The following is a 14,498-nucleotide window of genomic DNA, read 5'->3' as shown; positions in this document are numbered from 1 at the left end:
AAGAGTTCAGCCAACCTGCAAGCTGAGACCGGCGCGGTCAACCGCGGCAATGTCATGGGAGCGATGCCCGCACCACAAACTCGGTGTCGTCCCTGCGAACGCAGGGACCCATAACCCCACCAGGGAGTCGTTTTGCGGAGGCTGCCAACCCGCGCATCCAATACCACGCCCCATCGATAGATTCCGCGGTATGGGTCCCTTCGTTCGCAGGGACGACGGCATTCTCGGAGCGACAGCTCCATCCCGCTGCGCCCTCACACCATCGCTTCGGCCACCACCATGTAGTTCACGTCCATGTCCGACGAGAGCGACCATTTGTCGGCGAAGGGCGAGTAGACCACGCCGGTCTGCTCGGTGATGACGAGACGGTTGTCGAGCAGATATTTCGTCAGCTCGTCGGGGGTGACGAACTTGTTCCACTCGTGCGTGCCGCGCGGCAGCCAGCGCAGGACGTATTCGGCGCCGACGATGGCGAGCGCGAAGCTCTTCCAGTTGCGGTTCAGCGTCGAGACCACCATGAGGCCGTTCGGCTTCAGCATCGCGGCGCAGCGCTTCAGGAAGACGCCGACGTCGACGACGTGCTCGACCACTTCCATCGCCAGCACGATGTCGAAGCGCTCGCGCGGATCGATCTCCTCGACCGTGGTGCAGCGATAGTCGATCGCAAGATGGCCCTTGTCGGCATGCAGCTTCGCCGCGGCGATGTTGCTCTGCGAGGGATCGACGCCGACGACCTGCGCGCCAAGGCGCGACAGCGGCTCGCACAACAGGCCGGCGCCGCAGCCGATGTCGAGCACGCGCAAGGACCCGAGGCAGTTGAGGCTGCGCGCATTGCGCTCGAACTTGCGGCAGGCGGCGTCACGGATATAGCCGAGCCGCAGGGGATTGATCCGGTGCAGCGGCGCCATCTTGCCGTTGGGGTCCCACCACTCTGCCGAGAGCTTCGAGAATTTGGCGATCTCGGCGGCATCGACGGTCGAACCCTGCTGCGGGTTCGCTGAGAGGGAAGTATTTTGCTGCATGCTCATGGTCAGGCGCGGTCCTACCGCGTGGTGATCGAACTACGGAAGGCGAGCGGCGAGGCAATCGTTTTGATCGTCTCGATCCCCTCGCCGACGCCGCGAATCGTCACGTCGCCGTAGTTGAGAATACGTCCAAGAATGGTCTGGTCGACATCGACACTCTCGACCTTGTCCAGCGCCATCTCGAAAGTGCGGCGCTTGATGAACCCGGTCTTGTGCACGACCCGGAGGTTGGTGACATCTGTCTCGGTGGTGAAGCGATGGAACCAGCCCTTGATGGTCCAGTACAGGGCCGCCAGCGCCGCGAGGGCCGCCGCTCCCAGGCAAAGCAGAACGAGCCAGTCGACGGTTGACTGTCGCGACAGGATCAGCAGGGCCAGCGTCGCGATCCAGGCCAGAATCGCCGGAAAATAAAAGATCCAGTGCGCATTGGTCGAATACAGCACCCGCTCGCCCGGCTGCAGGATCTCGTCAATATAGCGCGCCATAACCTCGATCGACCCATTGCCCGGATTGGCCGGAGCAGGAACCCGCTTGCCCCCGGCCCCGCCCCTCTGTATACGCGCGGTCGGGTGTCCCCGGCATTGCCTCGCGCGGGTCACCATACTGATCCTTATGAAGGAATGCACGCGTCGTCATGAGCCGCCTCGTGATGAAATTCGGCGGCACATCCGTCGCCAACATCGAACGTATCCGCAACGTCGCACGCCATGTGAAGCGTGAGGTCGATGCCGGCCACGAAGTGGCCGTGGTCGTCTCGGCGATGTCCGGCAAGACCAACGAATTGGTGGCCTGGTGCACCGAGGCCTCGCCAATGCACGACGCGCGCGAATACGACGCCGTCGTCGCCTCGGGCGAGCAGGTGACGTCCGGTCTGCTGGCCATCGTGCTTCAGGGCATGGGCATTCAGGCCCGCTCCTGGCAGGGTTGGCAGATCCCGATCAAGACCAGCGACGCCCATGCCTCGGCCCGGATCGAGGACATCGACGGCAGCGAGATCATCAAGCGCTTCAGGGAGCGCAAGGAGGTCGCGGTCATTGCCGGCTTCCAGGGCATCGAGCCCAAGACCAATCGCATCACCACGCTCGGCCGCGGCGGCTCGGACACCTCGGCCGTGGCGGTTGCCGCAGCCGTCAAGGCCGACCGGTGCGACATCTATACCGACGTCGATGGCGTCTACACCACCGACCCGCGAATCGTGCCGAAGGCCAAGAGGCTCGACAAGATCGCGTTCGAGGACATGCTGGAACTGGCCTCCCAGGGCGCCAAGGTGCTGCAGGTCCGCTCGGTGGAACTCGGCATGGTCCACAACATGCCGATCTTCGTCCGCTCGAGCTTCGACAAGCCCGAGGATATCGACCCGCATGCCAACCAGCCGCCCGGCACGCTGATCTGCAGCGAGGAGGAGATCATGGAAAGCCACGTCGTCACCGGTATCGCCTTCTCCAAGGACGAGGCCCAGATCTCGGTGCGCCAGATCGAGGACAAGCCGGGCGTTGCCGCGTCGATCTTCGGCCCGCTGGCCGATGCCAACATCAACGTCGACATGATCGTTCAGAACGTTTCTGAAGACGGCAAGACCACCGACCTCACCTTCACGGTGCCGGCCGCCGACTACACCCGCGCCAAGGATACGATCACCGCGGCCAAGGCCAAGATCGGCTATGCCCGGCTCGATACCGCCACCGACGTCGCCAAGATCTCGGTGATCGGCAGCGGCATGCGCAGCCATGCCGGCGTCGCCGCCCAGGCGTTCTCCGCCCTCGCGGGACGGAATATCAACATCCGGGCCATTACAACCTCCGAGATCAAATTCTCGGTTTTGATCGACACCGCCTACACTGAGCTGGCGGTGCGCACCCTGCACACGCTCTACGGGCTCGATCAGGCCTGAATCGCGGCCCGTCGCCGCGCTTCAGATTGCTGTTCGCGCATGGCCTGTCCGGAAAACCGCTTCGCACTTTTCCGGACCACGCCTGAACGAATTTTCTCTTAGCGGTCGCAGCAAACGCCGAGGTGTCCACACATTCGCGTTTGGCAGGCGTTTTGCTTGGCAAAACAAGCCCCAATTCGCTATACGGCGGACGGGTGGGCTGCCGCAGACTGTGTCCCAGTTCAGGCCGCTGATTCGGTGCAAGCACTAAATTTCAAGAAGATTTGGGTTTGCGCCTGCGCCGGACGAACAATTTGGTTGTTTTTCTGGAATTTTGGACCAGCCGCCGGCCGATATCGCCGGGCCCGGCAGACGGAGGAGATTGACGGTTCATGCGGAGCGCGTCGGGAGGTCCCCGCGTCTTGTTGAGACGGCTCCGCGAAACCATGGCGGAGCAGGTCTCGGCCCAGGAGCGGCTGGACAAGATCGTGGTGCTGATCGCCGCCAACATGGTGGCCGAGGTGTGCTCGGTCTATGTGCTGCGTATCGACAACACGCTGGAGCTCTACGCCACCGAGGGCCTCAACCGCGAGGCCGTGCACCACACCGTGCTGAGCGCGCATGAGGGCCTGGTCGGTCTCGTCGCCAGCGAGGCGACGCCGCTCAATCTGAGCGACGCGCAGAGCCACCCGGCCTTCTCGTTCCGCCCCGAGACCGGCGAAGAGATCTATCACTCCTTCCTCGGCGTGCCGATCCTGCGGGCCGGCAACACGCTCGGCGTGCTGGTGGTGCAGAACCGCGCCAAGCGCAACTATGTCGAGGAGGAGCTCGAGGCGCTGCAGACCACCGCGATGGTGCTGGCGGAGCTGATTGCGTCCGGCGAGCTCTCCGCGCTGGCGCAACCGGGCCAGGAGCCGGCCGCGCGTCATTCCGCGCAGAAGGTCGGCGCCATCCTGTCGGAGGGCATCGCGCTCGGCCATGTCGTGCTGCACGAGCCGCGCGTCGTCATCAAGGACTACATCGCCGAGGACCTGCCGAAGGAAATCAAGCGGCTGGACACCGCGCTCGCCAAGCTGCGCGCCGATCTCGACCGCATGCTGGAGCGCGGCGACGTCGCCGAAGGCGGCGAGCATCGCGAGGTGCTGGAAGCCTACCGCATGTTCGCCAACGACCAGGGCTGGTCGCACAAGCTGCACGAGGCGGTCGCCACCGGCCTCACCGCGGAAGCCGCGGTCGAGCGCGTCCAGTCCGACACCCGCGCGCGCATGCTGCGCTCGACTGATCCTTACCTGCGCGACCGGCTGCACGATCTCGAAGACCTCGGTTACCGCCTGATGCGGCAACTGGTCGGCCAGGACCACGCGCCTTCACGCGAGCAATTGCCCGACAACGCGATCGTCATCGCGCGCGCGATGGGCCCGGCGGCGCTGCTCGATTACGACCGCAAGCGCCTGCGCGGTATCGTGCTGGAAGAAGGCACCGCCAACTCCCACGTCTCGATCGTGGCGCGCGCGCTCGGCATTCCCGCGGTCGGCGAGGTGCCGAACGCGCCCGGCATCGCCGATCCGGGCGATGCCATCATCGTCGACGGCACCTCGGGCTCGATCTATGTGCGGCCCTCGCAGGAGATCGAGGCGGCGTTCGCCGAACGCGTGCGCTTCCGTGCCCGCCGCCAGGCGCAATATCTGGCGCTGCGCGACCGGCCCTGCGTCACCAAGGATGGCCAGAAGGTCGAGCTGATGATCAATGCGGGTCTCGCCATCGACCTGCCGCATATCGAGGACACCGGCAGTGCCGGTATCGGCCTGTTCCGCACCGAGTTGCAATTCATGGTGGGCCAGAGTCTGCCCCGCACCAGCGACCAGCTCGCGCTCTATCGCACCGTGCTCGATGCCGCCGGCATCAAGCCCGTCACCTTCCGCACCCTCGACATCGGCGGGGACAAGGCGCTGCCGTATATGGAAGCGGTGATCGAGGAAAATCCCGCGCTCGGCTGGCGGGCGATCCGGCTCGGGCTCGACCGCCCCGGCCTGTTGCGCGGCCAGATCCGCGCGCTGCTGCGCGCCGGCGGCGGTCGCGCGCTGCGCATCATGTTCCCGATGATCTCGGAGGTCGCCGAATTCGATGCCGCCAAGGCGCTGGTCGAGCGCGAGCTCACCTATTTGCGCCAGCACGGCCACACGCTGCCTGAACGAATCGACATCGGCACCATGGTCGAGGTGCCGGCCTTGCTCTACCAGCTCGACGAGCTCCTGAAGAAGGTCGACTTCATCTCGGTCGGCTCCAACGACCTGTTCCAGTTCCTGTTCGCAGTCGACCGCGGCAATCCCAAGGTCTCCGAGCGCTTCGACACCATGTCGGCGCCGATCCTGCGTGCGCTGCGCGAGATCGCGCGCAAGTGCCATGCGGCGAAGAAGTCGCTCTCGCTCTGCGGCGAGATGGCATCCAAGCCGATCGGCGCACTGGCGCTGATTGCGCTGGGCTACCGCTCGCTGTCGCTTTCGGCAACCGCGCTCGGCCCCGTCAAGGCCATGGTGCTCGACCTCGATGCCAGGAAGGCCGAGGCGATGCTCGATCCGTTGCTGGATGCGCCCGCAGGCAGCGTCTCGATCCGGCAGAAGCTGACGGAATTTGCCGAGGCCGAAGGCCTGGCGTTGTAGCGGGCCTCGCGCCCCTGCCTGCCCGCTCGCCGTCGTCCGCCCATCCGAGACTGAACCGATGTCGTCACTCCCCGAAGCCAAACTGGATCTCCTGCTCGCGCATCACGCCTCGCTCGAGGCGGAATCGCTGGGTCAGCTCGCCTCCGAACGCTACGTGCAGATCACCCGCGAACTCGCCGAGATCACGCCGCTGATCGAAGCGGTGAAAGCCTACCGTTCTGCCGTCAAGGAGCTCGCCGACACCGAGGCGCTGATCGCCGATCCCGCAACCGATGCCGACATGCGCGCCATGGCGGAAGCCGAACGCGACGAGCTGGCGCCGAAGATCGAGGAACTGGTCCAGAAGATCCGCGTCGCGCTCTTGCCCAAGGACGCCATGGACGATCGCAACGTCGTGCTGGAAATCCGCGCCGGCACCGGCGGCGACGAAGCCTCGCTGTTCGCCGGAGACCTGTTCCGGATGTACGAGCGCTTCGCTGCCTTGCAGGGCTGGAAGGTCGAGGTGATCTCGGCCAGCGAGGGCACCGTCGGCGGCTACAAGGAAATCATCGCGGAGGTGCAGGGCCGCGGCGCGTTCTCCAAGCTGAAGTTCGAATCCGGCGTGCACCGGGTGCAGCGCGTGCCCGACACCGAGACGCAAGGCCGCATCCACACCTCGGCGGCGACGGTCGCCGTGCTGCCTGAGGTCGAGGACGTCGACGTCGACATCAAGAACGAGGATCTGCGCATCGAGACCATGCGCGCGCAAGGCGCCGGCGGCCAGCACGTCAACAAGACCGAATCGGCGATCCGCATCACCCATATCCCGACCGGCATCGTGGTGATGATGCAGGACAGCCGCTCGCAGCACAAGAACCGCGCCTCCGCCATGAACATCCTGCGCTCGCGCATCTATGACGCCGAGCGCCAGCGCGTCGATGCCGCGCGCTCGGCCGAGCGCAAGGAGAAGGTCGGCTCCGGCGACCGCTCCGAGCGCATCCGCACCTACAATTTTCCGCAGGGGCGCGTCACCGATCACCGCATCAACCTGACGCTCTATAAGCTGCCGCAGGTGATCGCGGGCGAAGCGCTCGGCGAATTGATCGACGCGCTGACCACCGAGCATCAGGCCGCACAGCTCGCCGCGCAGGGCGCGGCGGCGTGACGCTCCGCGTGAAACATTCCTTCACCGGACAATCGATCGAGACCGCACGCCGCGCGCTGGCCGCGCAGCTGCGATCCGCGCAGCTCGACGAAGCCGAGCTCGACGCCCGCATCCTGCTCGGAGCGGCGCTCGGCCTCGATCTCACCGGCCTGATCGCGCAGGGCGCCCGGGCGCTCACGGACGCCGAGGCGATGCAGCTTGAGCAATATGCGCAGCGCCGGATCGGGGGCGAGCCGGTGGCGCGCATCCTCGGCACGCGCGAATTCTGGGGCCTGCCCTTTCGTCTCTCGGACGCGACCCTGGTGCCGCGTCCCGACACCGAAACGGTGGTGGAGCGCGCGCTCGAGCTGTTTCGCGAACAGGCGACGAGCCTACGTCCGCGCATCGCAGATATCGGCACCGGATCGGGCGCGATCCTGCTCGCTCTGTTGCACGAAATTCCCGATGCCTTCGGCGTCGGCACGGATGTCAGCCTGACCGCACTCGGCACCGCGCGCGACAATGCCGCCGCGCTCGGCCTCGCCGACCGCGCTGCCTTCGTCGCTTGTTCCTATGCGTCGGCGCTCGGCGGCCCGTTCGATCTCATCGTGTCGAACCCGCCCTATATCCCCTCGGCCGAAATTGCGACATTGAGCATCGAGGTGCGCGAGCACGATCCGCATCTGGCGCTCGACGGCGGCAATGACGGATATGACGCCTACCGCGCCCTGATCCCACAGGCGAGCGAATGCCTCGCCCCCGGTGGGGCGCTCATCGTCGAGGCCGGACAGGGCCAGGCGAGAAATATTGAAACCCTGATGGTGGCTGCGGGGTTAACGGTGGACAGGCCACCCAAGGCCGACCTGGCGGGCATTCCGCGGGCCGTTTCGGCCCGAAAAATGCCCCCATAAAAGCCGGATTGGCCTGCAAAAAGCTCTTGGAATATCCCTTGGGAACGACTACGTTCCGGTCAACACATCGGTGCCGGCCCCGTAGACCTACGGGTGAAAGCCGGGCTCTCGGGCGAGAGCTTTACTGATTATAGGTTCCAAGCCGCAGGTCCTGTTGAGCGCGATGGCCAGTAGAGCTGCGCTGCTCTCCGACCGCAACGTGAACGAAAGCCTGATATTGCGCTTGAAGACTTACGCAAGAAAGCTGGGCTTGTTTCGGCAAGCGAAATGAATGGTTCGCTGGCAATCAATGCTGGCGGGTGGGGAACGCGTCTTTGTTGAGCGCGACGGTCGACGAACATTGGCAGGGATCAATCCGCTCTTGCGCGCGGTGCGCATGAGCAATGTGAGCTGCTGTCATCAGGTCACTCCTAGCAATCAGTAATGCGTGCAACCTTTAGGGCTGGAATTAAAGGCAGGACATGAGAAACGGTCAGAACAAGCAGCGGATGCGCAACCGCAACAACAATAACAACAACAATCGGCGCAGTCAGAACCCGATGACCCGGGTCTACGAGTCCAACGGACCCGACATCAAGATTCGCGGCACCGCCTCGCACATCGCCGAAAAGTATCTCCAACTCGCGCGCGACGCGCGCTCCTCCGGCGACCCCGTTGCGGCCGAGAATTACTACCAGCATGCCGAGCATTATTTCCGCCTGATCGCGGCGGCCCAGGAGCAGTTCCGCCAGAACCAGCAGCCGCGCGGCGACGATCCAATCGGCAGCCATGGCGACGACGGCGACGACGACGGCGAGAATTTCTCGGCTTTTGGCCAGGAGCCTGGCTTCGTCCCGCAGCCGCCGCAGCAGCCCTTCATGCGCGACCGCGACGGCCAGCGCGATCACCACCAGCGTGACCATCAGCCCCGCGAGGGCCAGCCCTATCAGCGCGAACAGCAGCAGCCGCGCGAGCACCGTCCGCAGCCGCAATATCAGCCACAGCCGCAGCCTGCGAACCAGCCGCAGCCGGTCATCGCCGATGCCGGCGGCGTCGACCGCCTGCCCTCCTTCATCACCGGCGCGCAGCCGCAAGTGAATGGCGGCCAGCCCGGCTTCGAGGGTGGCGGCGGTGGCGAGCGCTATCCGCGCCGTCGGCGCCGGCCGCATGGCCCCCGCCCCGATCGTGAAGCGGCGCCCGCCGCGTCCAGCGACGAGGTCGCCCCCGGCGAGTAAGTCTGTTCTGATGTTCTGACCACGATCGTCCCGGCCTCGCCGGGACGATTTTTTTTGCCGATCATTGATGGCCCCCAGGCGCGGATCAGCTCTCTGCGTCGAGGAGAGGTGAAGCTAGCTGCGCGTCACGGTGGTCGAGGACGGCACCAGCACGGGCTTCGCCAGCGAGGGGATCAGCCGCGCCCGCTCCCGCTTGGCGGGGATCGCGCGGTAGACCTGCTTGGTGGCCTCCACGATATGCACGCCGGCAAAAGGCAGCGACAGCGCCGCGCCGGCACGCTCCCACATCTGCGCCGATTTCAGCACCCAGCCGCCGGCATAAGGCGGCATGAACAGCGCTTCGCCCCAGGCGGTCGGCGTGAACCAGGTCTGGCGCAGCAGCTCGGTGATCTGCGAGCGCGAATAGGGCCGGCCGTGTCCGAACGGCGTGCTGTCCGTGCGCGTCCACACCCCGCGCCGGTTCGGGATCACCGCGATCACCCGGCCGGACGGCGACAGCACCCGCCACACCTCGCGCAGCAGCGCGGCCGGATCGTCCGACATCTCCAGCGCGTGAACCAGCAGGATCCGGTCGACCGCGGCCTCAGGCAGCGGCAGCGAGAATTCGTCGACCAGTGAGGCCAGCGCCGGCCGCCCCGTCGGCCATTTCAGCACGCCCTGGGCCGCCGGCATGAAAGCGATGCAGCGCTCGGCATCTTCGCGGAACAACCCCAGATAGGGCGTGGGATAGCCCAGGCCGAGCACGCGCTGGCCCTCGGCGCTCGGCCAGCGTTCCCTGATGCCGCGATTGATCATTTGACGCGCCACAATTCCGAGGCGACGGGAATAGAACTCGCGGAGATCGACGACATCGATGGTCATGACCGCAATGTAACACGCGCTGGGCCACGCCCGCGCGCGGAATATTGCATTGCCTGCGCAACGTTAACGCCATATTTGTCTGGCGGGGCTGAGCGCGATGGAGATGACATGGCCGCCGAAATTCGTACCTTCACCTGTTTAAACGACAATTTCGGTTATCTGATCCACGATGTCGAAACCAAGGCGACGGCGTCGATCGACGCGCCGGAAGCCGGCCCCATCGTCAAGGCGCTGGAGCGCGAGGGCTGGCAGCTCACCGACATCCTGATCACCCATCATCACGGCGATCATGTCGGCGGGGTCGCCGAACTCAAGCGGACATACAATTGCCGCGTCGTTGCACCGCACGACAAGACCACCGCAATCGCGGACGTCGATCTGCGTGTCGCCAACGCCGACGTGGTCAAGATCGGCAATTTGCTGGCACGCGTCATCGAGACGCCGGGCCACACGCTCGACCACATCTCCTACGTGTTCGACACCGAGAAGACGGTCTTCGCAGCCGACACGCTGTTCTCGATCGGCTGCGGGCGCGTGTTCGAGGGCACCTACGCGATGATGTGGGATTCGCTGCTGAAGCTGCGCGCCCTGCCCGACGACTTCAAGCTCTATTGCGGCCACGAATACACCGCCTCCAACGTCAAGTTCGCGCTGACCGTCGATCCCGAGAATGCGGCGCTGCAGGCGCGCGCCGCGGAGGTGGCGAAGCTCCGGGCCGAGAACAAGCCGACCATTCCCACGCTGCTTGGCGAGGAGAAGCGGGCCAACGTGTTCCTGCGCGCCGACGAGCCGCAGATCGCAGCAAGGCTGCACATGAAGGGCGCCGATGCCGCGGCGGTGTTCGGCGAGCTGCGCGAACGCAAGAACAAGTCCTGACGGACAAATCCTGACGAGGACCGATGCCAACCGCAGCCGAGATCATCGCGCGCCTTGAACTGCGGCCGCATCCCGAGGGCGGCCATTATCGCGAGACGTTTCGCGATCAGGCCACCGACCCCAACGGGCGCTCGCGCTCGACCCTGATCTACTTCCTGCTGGCACGCGGCGAACGCTCGCACTGGCATCGCGTCGATGCGGTCGAGACTTGGCATTATTATGCCGGCAGCCCCCTGACGCTGCGCATCGCCCATGACGGCTGCTCGCAGCATGTCGTGCGCCTCGGCACCGATCTTACCGGCGGCGAGCGGCCGCAGGCGATCGTACCGGCGCAGGCCTGGCAAATGGCGGAAAGCACCGGCGAATGGACGCTGGTCGGCTGTACCGTCGCGCCGGCATTCGAGTTCGCAGGCTTCGAGCTCGCGCCGCAGGGCTGGGAGCCGTAGCCTCACCCGGGCACGACGATCATCGCTTCCGCAGCACCATGTCCTTGGCTGCGATCAGGCCACCGCCTGCAATCAGGATTGCGGCAATGGCGATGTTGGCGCTGGCCTTGGCAAAACCGGCGGCGATGAGGAAACCGGTCGACAAGAGCGGCGTCGCATAGGAGGCGGCGCCGAGCACGCGGATGTCGCCACGCTTCATGCCGACGTCCCAGGCGTAGAAGGCGGCGCCGACGGGACCGATGCCGAGCGCGATCACCGAGAGCCATTGCAGCGTCGTCTCCGGCCAGACAGTGGCCTCAAGCAGGCCATGCATCAGTGCAGCGAGCACGGCCGTGGCAAGGCAGAAGCCCGCCACCGCGTCGGTGGGCACCGCCTTCAACCGACGCGACAGCACCGAATAGGTTGCCCAGACGAAGGCTGCGATGAAGGCCGCGATCAATCCCGGCACCGCTCCCGGTGCGAAGCCGGAGGTGTTGCCGGCGAACAGCAGCACGGTGCCGACCAGGCCGAGCACGGCGCCGACAATGTGATGCAGAGCAAGCCGCTCGCCGGGCAGGAAGGATGAGAACAGCACGATCAGCAGCGGCCACATGTAGTTCAGAAGGCCGGCTTCGGCCGGCGGCGCGAAGCGGAGCGCGAGGAAATACAGCGCGTGATAGCCGAACAGGCCGCCGACACCGATGACCCAGACCACCAGTGGCTGACGCAAGCTTCTCGCCGCATCGCCGCGGCCGATCCAGGTGAGCAGGCCAACGAGGCCGCCGATCGCAAACGTCATCGCGGCGAGCTGAAACGCCGGGATCTTTCCCGTTGCCACCGTCATCACCGAAAGCAGCGACCACATCAGGATCGCGGTCAATCCGATCAGCGTGGCGGTACGGGGAGTCATTCCAGGGCCTCGTCGTTCCGGGGCGGCTCGAAGAGCCGAACCCGGAACCTCGAGATTCCGGATTCGCCGCTGGCGCGGCGCTCCGGAATGACAGGGCATCATGCCCGGGACAAGCCCGGGCATGACGATGTGGAAAATATCAACCCGCGTGATGCGATCGCATCACACCATGTACTGGCCGCCGTTGACGGTCAGCGTCGAGCCGGTGATGAAACCGGACTCGTCGGCGGCGAGGAACACGACCGCGCGCGCGATCTCCTCGGGCTCGCCGAGCCGGTTGGCCGGGATCTGCGGGATCACGTTCTTCTCCAGAACATCCTTTGGCACCGCCTGCACCATTTCGGTGTTGATGTAGCCGGGGCAGATCGCGTTCACGGTGATGCCGCCCTTGGCATTCTCCAGCGCCAGCGCCTTGGTGAAGCCGATGTCGCCGGCCTTCGCCGCGGAATAGTTGACCTGACCGAACTGCCCCTTCTGTCCGTTGATCGACGAGATTGAGATGATGCGGCCGAACTTGCGCGCACGCATGCCCTCGATCACCTGGCGCGTCATGTTGAACAGCGAGCCAAGATTGGTGTTGATGACGGCATTCCACTGCTCGAGCGTCATCTTGTGGAAGGCGGTATCGCGGGTGATGCCGGCATTGTTGACCAGCACTTCGATCGGCCCAAGATCGGCCTCGACCTTTTTCACGCCCGCGGCACAGGCATCGAAGCTGCTGACGTCCCATTTGTAGACGGCAATGCCGGTCTCGGCCTTGAACTTCTCCGCCGCCGCATCGTTGCCGGCATAGCTCGCCGCAACCTTGTAGCCGGCCGCCTTCAGCGCCTTGCTGATCGCAGCACCGATGCCCCGCGTACCACCCGTGACCAATGCAACACGTGCCATGTCGGATTCCTTCCCTTGGACTCTCGGACGTTTCTGGAGTGATCGTTTTTAGCGTTGGATTATGCGGTTGGTTTGACGGACATCAAGAACAAAACGCCCGGCGTCGAGCCGGGCGTTTGTATTTAGTCGAGGCCTGCGCGGTTGCGAAGAATATATGATTTGCAACCGCTGCTTTTTAATCGCGTGCAACGCACTCACTGAGGTGTGCAGCGCACGCGCGCGAGCTGGACGTCAGCTATCGTTCAGTCGCGCGCGACACACATCGCGATGCCCATGCCGCCGCCGATGCACAGCGTGGCGAGGCCCTTCTTGGAATCGCGCTTCTGCATCTCGTGCAGCAGCGTCACCAGCACGCGTGCGCCGGAGGCACCGACCGGATGGCCGATCGCGATCGCGCCGCCATTGACGTTGACCTTGGAGGTGTCCCAGCCGAGATCCTTGTTGACGGCACAGGCCTGGGCCGCAAAGGCCTCATTGGCCTCGATCAAATCGAGATCGCCGACGCTCCATCCGGCCTTCTTCAGCGCGGCGCGTGAAGCCGGAATCGGGCCCGAGCCCATGATCTTCGGATCGACGCCGGCCTGCGCCCAGGAGACGATTCGCGCGAGCGGCTTCTTGCCTTCCTTGGCCGCCTGCTTGGCGGTCATCAGCACCACGGCGGCAGCGCCGTCATTGATGCCGGAGGCCGAGCCCGCGGTGACGGTGCCGTCCTTCTCGAAGGCAGGCTTGAGTTTGGCCATCGCGTCGAGCGTGGCGCCATGCCGCGGATATTCGTCGGCACTGACGACCACGTCGCCCTTGCGGGTCTTGATGGTGACGGGGACGATCTCGTCGTTGAACTTGCCGGCCTTCTGCGCGGCCTCGGCCTTCTGCTGCGAGGCGACCGCGAACTCGTCCTGCTGGGCGCGGGTGATCTGCCACTGCCGCGCGACGTTCTCGGCGGTGTTGCCCATGTGATAGCCATTGAAGGCATCCCAGAGGCCGTCCTTGATCATGGTGTCGACCAGTTCGAGGCCGCCCATCTTGACGCCGCCGCGCAGATGCTGGGCGTGCGGGGCCATGCTCATGGATTCCTGGCCGCCGGCGACCACGATCTCGGAATCGCCGTTGAGCAGCGCCTGGTAGCCGAGTGCGACGGTGCGCAGACCCGAGCCGCAAAGCTGGTTGACGCCCCAGGCCGGGCTCTCCACCGGGATACCGGCGCCAATCGAGGCCTGACGGGCCGGGTTCTGGCCCTGCGCGGCGGTCAGAATCTGACCCATGATGACTTCCGAGACCCGGCCGGGCTCGATGCCACCACGTTCCAGCGCAGCCTTGATGGCGATGGCGCCGAGATCATGGGCGGGAAGGGTCGCGAACGCTCCGTTGAAGCTTCCGACCGGGGTGCGGGCGGCGCTGACGATGACGACATCGTCTGACATGGGCATCTCCTGAGGCTTGAGGTTCTTGAAAGGGGCAGGCGGGGCTTGGGAAAACGGCTCGCCAGTCTCGTGAGCCATCCTCTTAACGTCGTTGAGGCATGTCAATTGGCCGACGACCGAATTCATGCCGCAGCGCATTCAAAATAGCGTTCTTGGCGCTTTCGCAAGCAAGATTTTGCCCGGCGATTAACCGTGCCGCACAAAACGGTAGCGTAAGCCCTTTGAAAATGTTTATTTTGTTGCGTTGCGTACTCTTCCCGCCCTGCGGCATCGCCCGCCGGGTTCCCGTTCTCCGCGTTTGCAAGTGAGAGCCC

Annotated in this window: 13 protein-coding genes; 7 read left to right on the top strand and 6 right to left on the bottom strand. The window is 65.1% G+C overall.

What is annotated here, in order from left to right; translation table 11 throughout:
* Positions 1-254 precede the first annotated feature (254 nt).
* Both ubiG and P6U31_RS02695 read right to left on the bottom strand, forming a co-directional pair.
* Positions 255-1,028 (bottom strand): bifunctional 2-polyprenyl-6-hydroxyphenol methylase/3-demethylubiquinol 3-O-methyltransferase UbiG, encoded by a 774-nt coding sequence (ubiG, locus tag P6U31_RS02700; protein WP_407186741.1) that lies wholly within the window; start codon positions 1,026-1,028, stop codon positions 255-257.
* Positions 1,029-1,042: 14 nt separating this feature from the next.
* Positions 1,043-1,510, bottom strand: a complete 468-nt coding sequence (locus P6U31_RS02695) for a PH domain-containing protein (RefSeq protein ID WP_407186740.1) — start codon at positions 1,508-1,510, stop codon at positions 1,043-1,045.
* A 149-nt stretch (positions 1,511-1,659) separates the two neighbouring features.
* Here P6U31_RS02695 and P6U31_RS02690 point away from each other — a divergent pair, with 149 nt between their 5' ends.
* The 5 genes from P6U31_RS02690 to P6U31_RS02670 all read left to right on the top strand — a co-directional run bounded on the left by P6U31_RS02690 (position 1,660) and on the right by P6U31_RS02670 (position 8,803).
* Positions 1,660-2,916 (top strand): aspartate kinase, encoded by a 1,257-nt coding sequence (locus tag P6U31_RS02690; RefSeq protein ID WP_407186739.1) that lies wholly within the window; start codon positions 1,660-1,662, stop codon positions 2,914-2,916.
* Between the two features lie 371 nt (positions 2,917-3,287).
* Positions 3,288-5,555, top strand: a complete 2,268-nt coding sequence (gene ptsP, locus P6U31_RS02685; RefSeq protein WP_407186738.1) for a phosphoenolpyruvate--protein phosphotransferase — start codon at positions 3,288-3,290, stop codon at positions 5,553-5,555.
* A gap of 58 nt (positions 5,556-5,613) precedes the next feature.
* The gene (gene prfA, locus P6U31_RS02680; protein WP_407186737.1) at positions 5,614-6,699 is read left to right on the top strand and encodes a peptide chain release factor 1; all 1,086 of its coding nucleotides are present in this window, start codon (positions 5,614-5,616) and stop codon (positions 6,697-6,699) included.
* Positions 6,696-7,589 (top strand): peptide chain release factor N(5)-glutamine methyltransferase, encoded by an 894-nt coding sequence (gene prmC, locus P6U31_RS02675; RefSeq protein WP_407186736.1) that lies wholly within the window; start codon positions 6,696-6,698, stop codon positions 7,587-7,589. The genes prfA and prmC overlap by 4 nt, the downstream gene beginning before the upstream one ends.
* Before the next feature lie 461 nt (positions 7,590-8,050).
* The gene (locus P6U31_RS02670; protein ID WP_407186735.1) at positions 8,051-8,803 is read left to right on the top strand and encodes a DUF4167 domain-containing protein; all 753 of its coding nucleotides are present in this window, start codon (positions 8,051-8,053) and stop codon (positions 8,801-8,803) included.
* A gap of 114 nt (positions 8,804-8,917) precedes the next feature.
* Here P6U31_RS02670 and P6U31_RS02665 read toward each other — a convergent pair whose 3' ends face one another.
* The gene (locus P6U31_RS02665; protein ID WP_407186734.1) at positions 8,918-9,664 is read right to left on the bottom strand and encodes a methyltransferase domain-containing protein; all 747 of its coding nucleotides are present in this window, start codon (positions 9,662-9,664) and stop codon (positions 8,918-8,920) included.
* 108 nt (positions 9,665-9,772) lie between these two features.
* Here P6U31_RS02665 and gloB point away from each other — a divergent pair, with 108 nt between their 5' ends.
* On the top strand, positions 9,773-10,540 hold the full coding sequence (gene gloB, locus P6U31_RS02660; RefSeq protein ID WP_407186733.1) for a hydroxyacylglutathione hydrolase: 768 nt from the start codon (positions 9,773-9,775) through the stop codon (positions 10,538-10,540).
* A 23-nt stretch (positions 10,541-10,563) separates the two neighbouring features.
* Positions 10,564-10,986, top strand: coding sequence for a cupin domain-containing protein (locus P6U31_RS02655; RefSeq protein ID WP_407186732.1), 423 nt, complete (start codon positions 10,564-10,566; stop codon positions 10,984-10,986).
* 19 nt (positions 10,987-11,005) lie between these two features.
* On the opposite strand, the gene P6U31_RS02650 is transcribed toward P6U31_RS02655, so the two are convergent.
* From P6U31_RS02650 to P6U31_RS02640, 3 genes are all read right to left on the bottom strand, one after another.
* Positions 11,006-11,875 (bottom strand): DMT family transporter, encoded by an 870-nt coding sequence (locus P6U31_RS02650; RefSeq protein ID WP_407186731.1) that lies wholly within the window; start codon positions 11,873-11,875, stop codon positions 11,006-11,008.
* 162 nt (positions 11,876-12,037) lie between these two features.
* On the bottom strand, positions 12,038-12,763 hold the full coding sequence (gene phbB / locus P6U31_RS02645) for an acetoacetyl-CoA reductase (RefSeq protein WP_407186730.1): 726 nt from the start codon (positions 12,761-12,763) through the stop codon (positions 12,038-12,040).
* A gap of 242 nt (positions 12,764-13,005) precedes the next feature.
* Positions 13,006-14,184 carry an acetyl-CoA C-acetyltransferase gene (locus P6U31_RS02640; protein ID WP_407186729.1) on the bottom strand — a complete coding sequence of 393 codons (1,179 nt, stop codon included), beginning with the start codon at positions 14,182-14,184 and terminating at the stop codon, positions 13,006-13,008.
* Positions 14,185-14,498 lie beyond the last annotated feature (314 nt).

Origin of the sequence: Bradyrhizobium centrosematis, from assembly GCF_045571495.1 — a bacterium.
Classification (GTDB): domain Bacteria; phylum Pseudomonadota; class Alphaproteobacteria; order Rhizobiales; family Xanthobacteraceae; genus Bradyrhizobium; species Bradyrhizobium centrosematis.
Note: the sequence above shows the minus strand (reverse complement) of the source record. Positions and strands in the feature narration are given on the sequence as shown.

Coding starts and splice junctions, on each gene's coding strand:
- P6U31_RS02665 (WP_407186734.1), bottom strand. CDS start 9,664: ATGACCATCGATGTCGTCGATCTCCGCGAGTTCTATTCCCGTCGCCTC.
- ptsP (WP_407186738.1), top strand. CDS start 3,288: ATGCGGAGCGCGTCGGGAGGTCCCCGCGTCTTGTTGAGACGGCTCCGC.
- P6U31_RS02690 (WP_407186739.1), top strand. CDS start 1,660: ATGAGCCGCCTCGTGATGAAATTCGGCGGCACATCCGTCGCCAACATC.
- ubiG (WP_407186741.1), bottom strand. CDS start 1,028: ATGAGCATGCAGCAAAATACTTCCCTCTCAGCGAACCCGCAGCAGGGT.
- P6U31_RS02695 (WP_407186740.1), bottom strand. CDS start 1,510: ATGGCGCGCTATATTGACGAGATCCTGCAGCCGGGCGAGCGGGTGCTG.
- phbB (WP_407186730.1), bottom strand. CDS start 12,763: ATGGCACGTGTTGCATTGGTCACGGGTGGTACGCGGGGCATCGGTGCT.
- P6U31_RS02655 (WP_407186732.1), top strand. CDS start 10,564: ATGCCAACCGCAGCCGAGATCATCGCGCGCCTTGAACTGCGGCCGCAT.
- P6U31_RS02650 (WP_407186731.1), bottom strand. CDS start 11,875: ATGACTCCCCGTACCGCCACGCTGATCGGATTGACCGCGATCCTGATG.
- P6U31_RS02670 (WP_407186735.1), top strand. CDS start 8,051: ATGAGAAACGGTCAGAACAAGCAGCGGATGCGCAACCGCAACAACAAT.
- gloB (WP_407186733.1), top strand. CDS start 9,773: ATGGCCGCCGAAATTCGTACCTTCACCTGTTTAAACGACAATTTCGGT.
- P6U31_RS02640 (WP_407186729.1), bottom strand. CDS start 14,184: ATGTCAGACGATGTCGTCATCGTCAGCGCCGCCCGCACCCCGGTCGGA.
- prfA (WP_407186737.1), top strand. CDS start 5,614: ATGTCGTCACTCCCCGAAGCCAAACTGGATCTCCTGCTCGCGCATCAC.